The organism is Lentzea sp. NPDC036955 (assembly GCF_055608005.1).
This window is the reverse complement of sequence record NZ_JBVJRC010000009.1, coordinates 448,923-461,513: the sequence shown is the minus strand read 5'-3', so window position 1 is coordinate 461,513 and position 12,591 is coordinate 448,923. Positions and strand designations below refer to the sequence as shown.

At 71.4% G+C, this 12,591-nt stretch carries 11 protein-coding genes; 7 read left to right on the top strand and 4 right to left on the bottom strand.

Going from position 1 to position 12,591, the window contains the following annotated elements; all coding sequences use genetic code 11:
• Positions 1 to 58: 58 nt before the first annotated feature.
• The 4 genes from ACZ7CF_RS31445 to ACZ7CF_RS31430 all read right to left on the bottom strand — a co-directional run bounded on the left by ACZ7CF_RS31445 (position 59) and on the right by ACZ7CF_RS31430 (position 4,300).
• Positions 59 to 1,630, bottom strand: a complete 1,572-nt coding sequence (locus ACZ7CF_RS31445; RefSeq protein WP_470371275.1) for a penicillin-binding transpeptidase domain-containing protein — start codon at positions 1,628 to 1,630, stop codon at positions 59 to 61.
• A 125-nt stretch (positions 1,631 to 1,755) separates the two neighbouring features.
• A complete protein-coding gene (locus ACZ7CF_RS31440; RefSeq protein WP_470371274.1) occupies positions 1,756 to 2,496 on the bottom strand; it encodes an SIS domain-containing protein in 741 nt (246 codons plus the stop codon).
• Between the two features lie 189 nt (positions 2,497 to 2,685).
• Positions 2,686 to 3,339, bottom strand: a complete 654-nt coding sequence (locus tag ACZ7CF_RS31435; RefSeq protein WP_470371273.1) for a nucleotidyltransferase family protein — start codon at positions 3,337 to 3,339, stop codon at positions 2,686 to 2,688.
• Positions 3,340 to 3,475: 136 nt separating this feature from the next.
• The gene (locus ACZ7CF_RS31430; RefSeq protein WP_360396106.1) at positions 3,476 to 4,300 is read right to left on the bottom strand and encodes an alpha/beta fold hydrolase; all 825 of its coding nucleotides are present in this window, start codon (positions 4,298 to 4,300) and stop codon (positions 3,476 to 3,478) included.
• 124 nt (positions 4,301 to 4,424) lie between these two features.
• On the opposite strand from ACZ7CF_RS31430, the gene ACZ7CF_RS31425 reads away from it, so the two are divergent.
• The 7 genes from ACZ7CF_RS31425 to ACZ7CF_RS31395 all read left to right on the top strand — a co-directional run bounded on the left by ACZ7CF_RS31425 (position 4,425) and on the right by ACZ7CF_RS31395 (position 12,351).
• Positions 4,425 to 5,063, top strand: a complete 639-nt coding sequence (locus ACZ7CF_RS31425; RefSeq protein ID WP_458431244.1) for an alpha/beta fold hydrolase — start codon at positions 4,425 to 4,427, stop codon at positions 5,061 to 5,063.
• The gene (locus ACZ7CF_RS31420) at positions 5,056 to 6,294 is read left to right on the top strand and encodes an NAD(P)/FAD-dependent oxidoreductase (protein WP_470371272.1); all 1,239 of its coding nucleotides are present in this window, start codon (positions 5,056 to 5,058) and stop codon (positions 6,292 to 6,294) included. The genes ACZ7CF_RS31425 and ACZ7CF_RS31420 overlap by 8 nt, the downstream gene beginning before the upstream one ends.
• Entirely contained in the window at positions 6,291 to 6,968 is a 678-nt protein-coding gene (locus tag ACZ7CF_RS31415; RefSeq protein ID WP_360396111.1) for a DUF1365 domain-containing protein, read from the top strand. Before ACZ7CF_RS31420 ends, ACZ7CF_RS31415 begins: the two co-directional genes overlap by 4 nt.
• Positions 6,969 to 8,198: a class I SAM-dependent methyltransferase gene (locus ACZ7CF_RS31410; RefSeq protein ID WP_470371271.1), complete on the top strand. Its 1,230-nt coding sequence runs from the start codon at positions 6,969 to 6,971 to the stop codon at positions 8,196 to 8,198.
• A gap of 146 nt (positions 8,199 to 8,344) precedes the next feature.
• A complete protein-coding gene (gene shbA, locus ACZ7CF_RS31405; RefSeq protein WP_360396115.1) occupies positions 8,345 to 9,034 on the top strand; it encodes an RNA polymerase sigma factor ShbA in 690 nt (229 codons plus the stop codon).
• Between the two features lie 68 nt (positions 9,035 to 9,102).
• The gene (locus tag ACZ7CF_RS31400; RefSeq protein WP_470371270.1) at positions 9,103 to 10,131 is read left to right on the top strand and encodes a carbohydrate kinase family protein; all 1,029 of its coding nucleotides are present in this window, start codon (positions 9,103 to 9,105) and stop codon (positions 10,129 to 10,131) included.
• Between the two features lie 135 nt (positions 10,132 to 10,266).
• Positions 10,267 to 12,351: a transglycosylase domain-containing protein gene (locus tag ACZ7CF_RS31395; RefSeq protein WP_360396118.1), complete on the top strand. Its 2,085-nt coding sequence runs from the start codon at positions 10,267 to 10,269 to the stop codon at positions 12,349 to 12,351.
• Positions 12,352 to 12,591 lie beyond the last annotated feature (240 nt).

The window sequence follows — 12,591 nt, the reverse complement described above, 5'->3', positions numbered from 1 at the left end:
CCTGCTCACCCCAGGCGAACCACCCCTCGGCATCACCTCTGGCGGACCACCTGCAGCATCACCCCCGGAGAAACGCGCCAGCCGCGTTCACCGCACTCTGCGACGATCCGGCCTTCTCGACGAACACCGCGAACGCCACGTTCCCCTGGTAGCCCACGAACCAGCCGTGCGCCGTACCGCCACCGGCCTCGGCCGTGCCGGTCTTGCCGGCCAGGCCGCGGAGACCGGCCAGTTGCTTCGCCGTGCCGCTGGTGACGACCTCGGACATCATCTGCCGCAGCGCGGGCAGTGCGGCGCGGGGCGGGGGCGCGCCGACGTCGCCCGGTACGCCGGTGCGGCCGCGCAGCAGGGTCGGGGTCGGGGTGCGGCCGGAGGCCACGGTGGCGGCGACCAGGGCCATGCCGAACGGGCTGGCCTCGACGTTGCCCTGGCCGAAGCTGTTCTCCACCTGCTGGTCGCCGGTGGCGGGCGGCACCTTGCCGGTGTTGGTGGTGGCGCCGGCCATGTCCCAGTCGGCGCCGAGGCCGAAGCGCTTGGCCATCGCGGGCAGGGCCTGCGGGCCGAGCTTCAGGCCGAGCTGGCCGAAGGTCGTGTTGCAGGACAGGGCGAACGCGGTGTGGAACGGCAGGGTCTCGTGGCCGAAGCCGTCGTTGTTCACCGTGCGGGTGCCGATGGTGGCGCGCGCCGGGCACGGCACGGTGGTGCCGGGCTGCACCAGGCCGGCGTCCATCGCCGCGGCCGCGGTCACGATCTTCATCGTCGAGCCGGGGGCGTAGCGGCCGATGAACGGGTTGGTGCCGGCCAGCGCCTTGTTCTGCGCCACCGCGAGGACCTCGGTCGTGGCCGGGTCGAGTGCGACGATCGCGGCGCCCTGCGGCAGGGCGTCGACGGCGGCCTGCGCTGCGGCCTGGCGGGCCGGGTCGATCGTGACGGTGAGCTTCTCGCCCATCTCCGGCTTCTTGCCGTCGAGCGGCACGAACCCGGCGGGCGACTGGAGCCCGACCTCCCAGCCGTCGGTGCCCTTCAGGTCACCCGCGGCACCGGTGATCGTCGTGTACAGGCCCTCCGGCAGCGCACCCGGCACCAGCGGTTTGCCGTCGCGGCCCAGCAGTGCCCCGTCCGCGAGCGCGGCGCGGTAGACCAGGGAACCGCCCTCGGTGAGCTGCGGGTGGATGAGCGCGGGGGTCCAGCGGACCTTCCACGTGGTGCCCGCGCGCTGCAGGCCGATCTTGACCTCGTACTTCAGCACCGCCGAGTTCGGCAGCGACCACGTCACCGCGGCCGGGACCTCGGTCGTGGTCGCGTCCTCCGCGACGGTGGGCGCGGTGAGCAGCCTGGCCTGGTAGGCCGAGGACCCCATGCCCGTCCTGGTCGCGGCGAACGCCTTGCCGGCCACGTCGGGTGCGTCCGTCAACGCGGCGGCGGCGGTCGAGTCGTTCGAGAACAGCCTGGTCGCGAACGACTGCGCCACCGAGCCCGGTGAGTCGACCACCGGCTTGGCCGGTGTCCCGCCCGGTCCGCTCGAACTGGCCGAACCGCCACCCCACAGCATGACGCCCGCCACGCCCACAACGGTGGCCGTGACGAGCGTTCCGCCGATCAACACGAGTCTGCGTGTCCTGCGTTCCACCGGTGAAGCTCCCCCCAGGTAGGTCTTTCCCCGGTGGGAGGCTAACGCGGCGATGTGGAGATCCTGTGGAAGTTCCCGTTGCTGTGCCAGCTTTTGGCCGTTAGGACGAGCACCGGCCGATAGGACTAGCCCAACTGGGGAATCCGGGTCTCGTAGTGCCGCAGCATGTCGGCGTTGGCCGCGTCGCCGCCCTCGACGTTCGCGCTGCGCCACAACGGCAGCTGCACACCCGTCTCGGTCGCCTTGTCGAGCAGCCGCACCATCAGCAGGTTCCACAGGAACGCCGTCGCGATGGTCGACACCGCGGCCGTCACCGGTGCCTGCTCGGGGTAGGTGGAGTCACCGGGCGGCACCAGGTTGTCCAGCACGACGGTCGCGACCTCGGCCAGCGTCGTGCCCGCGCGGCGCGGGGCCTGGGAGCTCGCCGACACCGAGGTGACGGCCACGACCGGGCAGCCGGCCTCCGCCGCCTCCAGCGCCAGCTCCACCGGGTAGTGGTTGACGCCTGAGGTCGAGAACACGAACAGCACGTCGTGCGGCGCCAGACCGGCCTCCCGCAGCACCTCGCCCGCGAGCCCGGAGCGGCGTTCGGCGGCCGTGCTGCTGATCGCACCGTGCATCGGCAGCAGCTCGGGGTGGTAGATCGGGCGCACGCAGGCCAGGCCACCCGCGCGGTAAAAGGTCTCGGCGACCGCCGCCAGGGAGTGGCCGGCGCCGGCGGTGAGGATCGTGCCGTCGGCCTGCACTGCGGCGAGCACCAGCTCCGCCACGTCGTCCAGCGCGCTGGAGTTGTGCTGCTCGACGCGGGTCAGGTGCGTGCGCACGAAGGTGCCGTAGTCGGACCCGGTCACGGTGTCGGTCGTCATGCGGCCCAGTAGTACCCGATTGCCGGAGGCCTCACCAGTAACCCGAGCACCACAACTGCCGATACGCGCCATGAGGGCAGTCGGCGGCGGACGGGGGGTGGGTCGGATCAGGCGGTACTTCGTCACCTGGGTCGTGCTGACCGCCGTGTTCACCGCCGCAGCCGCCACGCACATCACACTGGCGGTCACCTACGCCGAGCTGTGGCCGGTGTGGGTGGCGTTGGCGCAGCTCGTGGTCGCGGTCGGGTGCGCGCGGGCCGCTGTCTGCGCACGGCCCTGAGAACCGGTGCGCAGGTCCTTCGGCCGGTCCACGTCGGCGCCGTCCGCCACGTCCGAGCACTCGACGTGCCGCACGGAGGCCGACCTCAGGTACTCCCGGGCGCCCTGGTCGCCCGCCGCCGACGACACGACACCGGGGAAGTGGTCGCTGCCGATCAGCACCGGATGACCGACCTCGCCGTCGTACACCGCCCGCGCCAGCACGTCCGGAGCGGCGAGCGCCATCAGCCGGCGCAGTGCGGCGACCGTGACACCGGGGGTGTCCACCGGCAGCACCACCACGGCGTCCACCACGCCCACCGCGTGCAGGCCGGTGCGCAACGACGACCCCATGCCCGACTCCCAGCCGGGGTTGTCGACGACGGTCACCCCGGTCAGCGCCGCCCTCGCCCGCACCTCACCGGCCGCGGCACCCAGCACCACGACCACGGGAGCACAGCCCGCTGCCCGCAGCGCCTCGGCCGCGATGTCGACGAAGAGCTTGCCGTGCACCGCAACGAGGGCCTTCGGGGTGCCGAACCGGCGGCCTGCCCCCGCGGCCAGCAGGAGCCCGGCGACGCGCATGCCCCGAACCTAGTCGGTGCGGCGGGCCGGTCGGAAGCCAAGCACCGTGCGCGACCGGGTGCAGAAGCGCTGCCGCAGCCGCTGACCAGCCAGAACAGCTTCCGCTTCCGGCAGTTGCCGCCAGCGGGGAGCAGGTTCAGCCGAGGTTCTCCAAGATCAGGCCGGACGCGGCCTCCGGGACCTCCTCGGGAATCCAGTGGCTGACGTCCTCGACCATCTCGAACCGGTACGCGCCCGTGCACCACTTCTCGGTCTCGAACGCCGCCACCGACCCGAACGCCACGTCCTCGGTGCTCCACACGTACATGGTCTTGACGCCGACCTTGTCCGCGACGCCGTCCGGCCTGCCCGCGCGGTACCAGTTGAGCGCCGCCGACAGCGCGCCCGGCTCGGAGAGGCGCTGGACGTACTCGTCGACGTGCGAGGGCCGCACGCGGTACTCGAACATCTGCCGCAGCGCGTGGGCGTTGTTGTCCAGCATCCGCCTCTCGGTGCTGCGCTCACGCCAGTCCAGCACGTACTGCGACCGCATCCGCTGTTCCTCGTCGGTCTGCAACGCGGTCCGCAGGGCGCCGGGGTGCGGGGTGGAGAACACGGTGAGCGTGCGCAGCCGGTCCGGGTGCTCGATCGCCGTCCACCACGCGACCGCGCCACCCCAGTCGTGGCCGACCAGGTCGACCGTGCCCCAGCCCAGCGCGTCGGCCATCGCCAGCACGTCCCCGACCAGGTGCGTCGTCGTGTACTCCTGGTACCGCTCCGGCCGCACGCCGGGGGAGTAGCCGCGCTGGTCGGGCGCGACGGCGCGGAAGCCGTTGGCGCCCAGGACCGCGACCTGGTGCTCCCACTCGATCGCGGCCTCGGGGAAGCCGTGCAGGAGCAGCACCGGGCGGCCGTCCTCCGGACCGGCCGCGATCGCGTCGAAGGTGCCCGCCTCGGTGGGGATGCTGAGGTGCTCGATCACGGGTGCGAACCCTACCTGTGTGACCTGGATCTCAAGATCCGAGCCGAACGGGGCCGTGTGCCGAAGGCCTGGTGTGCATCCGCAAGTCGACGTGGCGAAACCATCGGGCAGAACGAATGCCGTCGTGCTCGTGTTGCACGGCGGACGGGAGCGCAGCACCGAGCCGGTCCGCCGCCACAACCTCGCTCACCTGCGCATGGTCCCGCTGGCCAGGGCTCTGCGCGCGCCGGGCGTCGAGGTGTGGAACCTGCGCTACCGGATGCGCGGCTGGAACGCGCCGAGCCTCGACCCGGTCAGGGACGCCCGGTGGGCGCTCGACCGGATCGGCGAGCTGCACCCCGGCGCACCGGTCGTGCTCGTCGGGCACTCCATGGGCGGCCGGACCGCGTTGCGCGTCGCCGGCGACCCGAGCGTCGTGGCGGTGTGCGCGCTCGCACCGTGGATCGTGCCGGGGGAGCCCTTCGACCAGCTCAGGGGCAAGGCGCTGCTCATCGCGCACGGCGACCGGGAGCGGATGACCGACCCGGCGAAGTCGCTGGCGTACGCGCGGCAGGCGAAGACCGTGACCGACCGGGTCGCGCGGTTCACCGTCGAGGGCGGCGACCACGCCATGCTGCGCCGGGCCCGCGACTGGACCCGGCTCACCGTCGACTTCGTCCACGGTGAGCTCGGCCTCGAACCGGTGGCGGCGGACATCGCGAACGCGATGCGGGAAGCCTCCCCACGAGGCCTCGACGTCCCCCTGGGAGGGTCGCGTGGCTGAGGTTGCCGTCATCGGAGCCGGGGTCGCCGGGCTCACGGCCGCGTACGTGCTGCAACGCGCGCACGACGTCACGCTCTTCGAGGCCGACGACCGGCTCGGCGGGCACGCGCACACCCACGACCTGGACGGCGTCCACGTCGACAGCGGGTTCATCGTCCACAACGAACGCACCTACCCGAACCTGGTCAGACTGTTCCGCGAGCTCGGCGTGCCCACCCAGGACTCCGAGATGTCCATGAGCGTGCGCTGCGACGGCTGCGGGCTGGAGTACGCCGGGGCGAAGAAGCTGCCGGGCCTGTTCGCGAAGCGCTCCAGCGCCACCAACGTCCGGTACGTGCGCATGCTCGCCGAGGTCACCCGCTTCTACCGGCACGCCCAGCGCGTCCTGCGCAACGAGGAGGCGCACGACGTCACGCTCGGTGCGTTCCTCGCGATCGGCGGCTACTCCCGCTACTTCGTCGACCACTTCATCGTCCCGCTGGTCAGCGCCGTGTGGTCGGCCGGCGCCGCGCTCAGCACGGAGTACCCGGCCTGGTACCTGTTCGAGTTCCTCGCCAACCACGGCATGCTCGCCGTCGGCGGCACCCCGCAGTGGAAGACCGTGACCGGCGGCTCCCGCACCTACGTCGACCGCGCGGTGCAAGGCCTCAGCGCCGTCCACGTGGGCACCCCGGTCCGCGCGGTCACGCGCACCGGCGGCGGCGTGGAGATCCGCGACGAGGACGACGTGCTGCACACCGCCGACCACGTCGTCGTCGCCACGCACCCGGACCAGGCGCTCGGCCTGCTCGCCGACCCCACGCGCGAGGAGAAGGAGGTGCTGGGCGCCTTCCGCTACTCCCGCAACGAGACCTGGCTGCACACCGACGCGTCGGTCCTGCCGCGCACCCGCGGCGCGCGGGCGTCGTGGAACCTCTACAAGCGCGCCTGCCGAGAGGACGGCGACCAAGTGCTCGTCAGCTACCACATGAACCGGCTGATGCGGCTGCGGGAACCGCGCGAGTACGTCGTCACCCTCAACCCGCACGACGTCGACCCCGGCCGGGTGCTCGCCAGGATGACCTACGAGCACCCCGTCTACACGCCCGGCTCCGTTGCCGCGCAACGACGTCTGCCCGAGCTCAACACCGGCACCACCGCGTACGCGGGTGCCTACCACGGCTGGGGCTTCCACGAGGACGGCTGCGCGTCCGGCGTGCGCGCCGCCCGGCACTTCGGGGTGGACTGGTGATCTATGACGTCGTCATCACGCACACCCGCCGCGAGCTGATCGACCGGGCGTTCCGCCACCGCGCCTACCTGTGGCTCGTCGACCTCGACGGGATGCCGCGGCTGCCGTGGTGGGCGCGGCCGTTCGCCCGGTTCGAGGCGCGCGACCACCTCGGGTCACCGGACCGGTCCATCAGGGAGAACCTGGAGGAGTGGCTCGGTGAACGCGGGATCGAGCTGGGCGGCGGCCGGGTCCTGATGCTCGCCAACGCCCGCGTGCTGGGGTACGTGTTCAACCCGCTGTCCGTTTATTGGTGCCACAACGCCGATGGCGAGCTCGTGTGTGTGGTGGCGGAGGTCCACAACACGTACGGCGGACGGCACTGCTACCTGCTCCGCACCGACGAGCACGGCCGCGCGTCGGTGGACAAGGAGTTCTACGTCTCCCCGTTCCTCGGCGTCGACGGCCACTACGTGATGAGGCTGCCGGCACCGGGGGAGCGGCTGTCCGTGACCATCGCGTTGCGGCAGAACGGGAAGACCACCTTCAGCGCCACCATGCGCGGGACCCGCACCTCCGGGCTGCGGATGCTCCTGCGCCGGCCGTTGATGCCCCAGCGCGTCTCCGCGCTGATCCGCCGCCATGGCATCGCCCTGTACCTGCGGCGCCTGCCGATCGTTCCCAGGAGTGAGTAGATGAGCACGCTGTCCCTGCCCCTTCCGAACCAGGGCGTCTGGCCGGGCCTGTTCACCGCACCGCGTTCACCCCTGCGCGCGCGCATCGCCGAGTCGCTGTTCCGCAACGCCGTGCGCACCCTGCCGGTGACCGTGCGGTTCCCGGACGGACGGACGTGGGGCGCGGGCGGGCCGGTCATGCGGCTGGTGCGGCCCGCGGCGTTCTTCCACCGCCTCGGCGCCGACGCCAAGATCGGCTTCGGCGAGGCCTACATGGTGGGCGACTGGGAGTCCGACGAGCTCGCGGACGTGCTCACCGCGTTCGCCGCGCGGCTGTCCACGCTCATCCCGCCCGGCCTGCAGCGGCTGCGGCGGTGGGCGGAGCGGCGGCAGACCGAGGTCAACGACATCGCGGGCTCGCGGCAGAACATCCACCGCCACTACGACCTGTCCAACGACCTGTTCGAGCGGTTCCTGGACGAGACGATGACCTACTCGTCGGCGTTGTTCGACGGCGACCGCGGCCTCGACCTGCACGCCGCCCAGCTGCGCAAGATCGACGGCGTCCTCGACTACGCGGGCGTGCGGGTGGGGTCGCGGGTGCTGGAGATCGGCACCGGCTGGGGCGCGCTCGCCATCAGGGCCGCCCGGCGCGGTGCCACCGTCACCTCGCTGACCATCTCCGCCGAGCAGCGCAAGCTGGCGCTGGAGCGGGTGGCGGCCGCGGGCCTGCGCGACCGGGTGGCGGTGCACCTGCGCGACTACCGGGAGGAGCACGGGCGGTACGACGCCGTCGTCAGCGTCGAGATGATCGAGGCGGTCGGCGCCGAGTACTGGCCCGACTACTTCTCGGTGCTCGACCGGGTGCTCGCCCCCGGCGGCCGGGTGGGGCTGCAGGCGATCACCATGCCGCACGACCGGATGATCGCGAGCAAGGCCAGCTACACCTGGATCCACAAGTACATCTTCCCCGGCGGGCTCATCCCGTCGGTGCGCTCGGTCGAGGAGTCGGTGCGCGACCACACCCGCCTGAAGATCACCGAGATGCGCTCGTTCGGCGACGACTACGCCGAGACGCTGCGACGGTGGCGTGAGAGCTTCCTGGGCCGCTGGGACGAGATCTCCGGTCTCGGCTTCGACGACACGTTCCGCCGGATGTGGGAGTTCTACCTGGCCTACTCGGAGGCCGGGTTCCGGGTCGGCCACCTCGGCGTGCAGCAGTTCGCCATGGCCGAACGACTGGGCCATTAGGACCACGTTCTCCCTCAAAAGGGTGCTGCTTCGCCCACCTGAGGGGACTTCGTGGTCCTCTTGCACGCAGGCGGTATCAAATGGCTCGCTGCGCTCTCTTCTCCAGTGAAGCCCCTAGTGTCGCTGTAGTGGAGGAGGTCGCCGGGATGGTTCAGCCCACAGCCGTGCGGTCCGGTGGCGGTGTCGGCGTCCTCTCAGTCGAAGAGGTCTGGACCGCGCCAACGGTCCCCGTGCGCCGCCGGGCGCGCCAGGAACCGGTCTCCAACCAGTGGCTCGCCGAAGCCGAGTTCACCGACCTCGTCGACGCCGCCCTGGCAGGAGAAAGACGGGCGGTCGAGCACCTGCTCGGCCGCATCCAGCCGCTCATCGTGCGCTACTGCCGCGCCCGCGTGGGCGGCCGGGAACGCACGCTCGTCTCGGCGGAGGACATCGCGCAGGAGGTCTGCGTCGCCGTCCTCGGCGCCCTGTCGAAGTACCGCTACGAGCCCGGCTCGTTCCTGGCCTTCGTCTACGGCATCGCCGCCCACAAGGTCGCCGACGCCCGCCGCCGCGCGGTCCGCAACCGCGCCGAGGTCGTGCCCGAGCTGCCCGACTGCGCCTCCGACGAGGCCGGCCCCGAGCAGCACGCGGTCAACGGCGAGATGATGGCCCAGGTCACGCGGCTGCTGCACCGGCTGCCGCCCCGCCAGCGCGAGATCCTCGTGCTGCGGGTGGCGGTGGGCCTGTCCGCCGAGGAGGTCGCGCTGGCCGTGTCGTCGACGCCGGGTGCGGTGCGGGTCGCCCAGCACCGCGCGCTGACCAGGATGCGGGAGATGATCGCGGAGGAGACGGGCTGAGGTCTGCGGCGTCCTCCTGAGCGCGGCCCCGCGTGGAATTGTCGGTGCCGGGTGGCATCGTGGACCACATGGCGGAACCCGACTTCGACGTGCTCCTCACCGGGACGGTCTTCCTCGACATCATCTTCACCGGCCTGCCGCGGCCACCGGCGGCGGGCACCGAGGTGTGGGCGGACGGGCTCGGGTCGTGCCCCGGCGGGATCGCGAACCTCGCCGTCGCGTTGCGCAGGCTGGAGCTGAGGACCGCGCTGGCGGCCGCGTTCGGTGAGGACGCCTACGGCGACTTCTGCTGGGACGTGCTGGCCGAGCAGGAGGGCGTCGACCTCTCCTACTGCCGCCGGTTCTACGGATGGCATTCACCGGTGACGGTGTCGATGGCGATGGAGCACGACCGTTCGATGGTCACGCACGGGCACAAGGCACCCGTTGTCGCCGATGACCTGTTTTCGCCGCCGCCGTCGGCAAAAGCCTGTTTTGTGCACATTCAGGCGGAAGACGAACAATGGGTGCGCACGGCGAAGCGGAACGGCGCGAAGCTGTTCGCCGACATCGGCTGGGACCGCACCGGGGCGTGGTCGCCGGAGCTGCTGCGCCGTCTTGACGGATTTGACGTCTTCCTCCCGAACCACGTGGAGGCGCAGGGCTACACGCGCACCGACACGCCGGAGGCCGCCGCGCGCGCGTTGGCCGAGCACGTGCCCGTGGTGGTTGTCACACGCGGGGGAGGTGGAGCGGTCGCCGTCGACAGCTCCACCGGGGAATGCGTGGAGGTGCCGGGGCTGAACGTGGCGCCGCTGGACGCGACCGGAGCCGGTGACGTGTTTGGGGCGGGGTTCGTGATGGGCACACTCGCGGGGTGGCCGCTGGAGCACCGCGTGCGTTTCGCGAACCTGTGCGCGGCGCTGTCAGTGCAGCACTTCGGCGGTTCGCTGTCGGCACCGGGCTGGGGAGACATCGCCGTCTGGTGGCGCACGGTGAGCCGGCGACCCGACGAAGAGCTCGCCCGCTACGGGTTCCTCGACGACCTGCTGCCCCACCACACGGGGGTCGAGGTCCGGCGCGCCAGCCCGACGATCGGACTGCGGTTGCTCCGGTAGGTTGAAACCAGTCGATCAGCGGACGCAACCTCACGGGTCTCCCGCGCGACTTAATACGTAGAGCTTTCTCTGGGGTCCGGGTTCGGAAGGAGTTGCGGTTTGTTCGCCGCACGCGCGTCAGGCTTGGTCAAGTTGATGGGGTTGTGCCTGACGGCGGGCGTGCTCCTGGCAGCGATGGTGTTCCCGTTCGCAGGAGGGCTGGGGCTCGCGTCGAACCGCGCCGCCGACCAGGTCGACCAGACGTCGGGTGACCTCGCCAAGGGGGAGCTGCCGCTCGTCACCACCATCACGGACATGAACGGCGAGCCGATCGCCTACCTGTACGACCAGTACCGGATCCCGCTGGAGTCGAACCAGATCTCCGACACGATGAAGGCCGCGATCCTCGCGATCGAGGACAAGCGGTTCTTCGAGCACCGCGGCGTCGACTGGCAGGGCATCGCCCGTGCCGCCGCCAAGGCCGGTGTGGACGGTGGCGCGACCCAGGGCGCCTCGACGCTGACGCAGCAGTACGTCAAGAACTACATGGCGTTCGTGCTCGGCGCCGACAACGAGCAGGAGGCCTGGGAGAAGGCCACCGAGGCGACCGTCGGCCGCAAGCTGCGCGAGGCGCGCGTCGCGTTGCAGCTCGAGCAGCAGATGTCCAAGGACGAGATCCTCGCCGGCTACCTGAACATCGTGCCGCTGGGCAACCAGACCTACGGTGTCGGTGCCGCCGCCAAGGCGTACTTCAAGACGACCGCCGACAAGCTGACCGTCCCGCAGGCGGCGCTGCTCGCCGCCATCGCGAACCGCCCGTCGTCGCTGAACCCCGGCGCGAACCCGGAGAAGGCCCTCGAACGCCGCAACACGGTGATCGACAAGATGCGCGAGAACGGCGCGTTCGGCCAGGACGAGACCGAGGCGAAGAAGAAGGCCGACGAGTACAAGGCCGAGCCGCTGGGCGTGACCGACGACCTGCAGATCCTGCCCAAGGGCTGCGTCGGCGCCGGTGACGGCCCGATCTACGGCTTCTTCTGCTCCTACCTGCTCGACTACCTGCAGGACGCGGGCATCACGAAGGCGCAGCTGCAGCGCGGCGGCCTCACGATCAAGACGACGATGGACCCGAAGGCCACGAAGGCGGCCAAGACGGCCGCCGAGCAGCAGGTGCCGAAGATGCAGAACGGCATCGCGAACGTCATGTCCGTGGTCCAGCCCGGCAAGGACAAGCACCGCGTCCGCGCCCTCGTCGCCTCCCGCGACTACGGCAACAACGCCGACCTGGGCCAGGTCGCCCGCCCCGTGCCCGCCGAGGTGCTCCCGTTCGGCCCCGGCTCGGTCAACAAGGTCTTCACCGCCGCCGCGGCGCTCGAGCAGGGCGTGACGGGCATCGACCGCGAGATCCCGGTCCCGAAGGTCCACTACTCCCGCGTGTACCCCAACGGCGGTTCGGCGTGGAAGGTCGAGAACGCGGGCAGCGGCTACGCGGAGAAGATGTCGCTGACCCAGGCGCTCGCCACGTCGCCGAACACCGGCTTCGTGATCCTGCAGGAGAAGACCGGCCTCGACCGCGTCGTCGACATGGGCTACCGCCTCGGCATGCGCGAGACCCTCGCCACCCACAACCGCGGCGCCGAGCCCCTGAAGTCCGACGGCTCCAACGGCCCCTCCCAGGGCGACTGGACCAAGCAGAACAACGCCGGCTCCTACACCCTCGGCCCTGGCGCGACCAGCGTCCTGGAACTGGCGAACGTCGCCGCCACCATCGTCTCGAACGGCAGCTGGTGCCCGCCCACCCCGGTGGAGCAGGTCCTGGACCGCCACGGCAACCCCATGCCGCTGAAGGAGAAGCCCTGCGAGCAGGCCGTCACCCCTGACCTCGCCAACTCGCTGGCGCAGGGCCTGTCCCACGACACGGTCGGCTCCGGCACCGCCGCCGACGCCGCCCGCGCCGCCGGCTGGACCCGCCCGACGATCGGCAAGACCGGCACCACCGAGGAGCACAAGTCGGTCGCCTTCATGGCCGCCACCCCGCAGTACGCGGGCGCCGTCATGACCTACGCCGACGGCAACCGCCCCGAGGTCATCTGCGCGAACCCGATCCGCTTCTGCCCCGGCTCCAACTCGGGCGTCTACGGCGGCCAGGTGGCCGCGCCGACCTGGTTCAACGCGATGAAGGTGATCCACGAGGGCCTGGACCCGGCCCCGCTCCCCCCGGCGGCGGCGCGCTACAAGTAGCTCCTTCCGCTTTCTCCGGGCCGTCGGACGCGTGATGCGTCCGGCGGCCCTTTGCGTTGCGCCGGTGGGTGGGGGTTGCACCCGTCCTCGGTTCGCTGGGGGAAGAGGGGAGGGGTGGGCGGCGAGGGCTGGGCTCGCGCCTCTGCGGGAGCTTCGGCGCATGGGTGCCAGGTGGCGGGTGGCGGACGATCGCGTCCGTGGCGTCCGTCTTGCTCGGCTGATGCCGTCAGGCACGCTCGC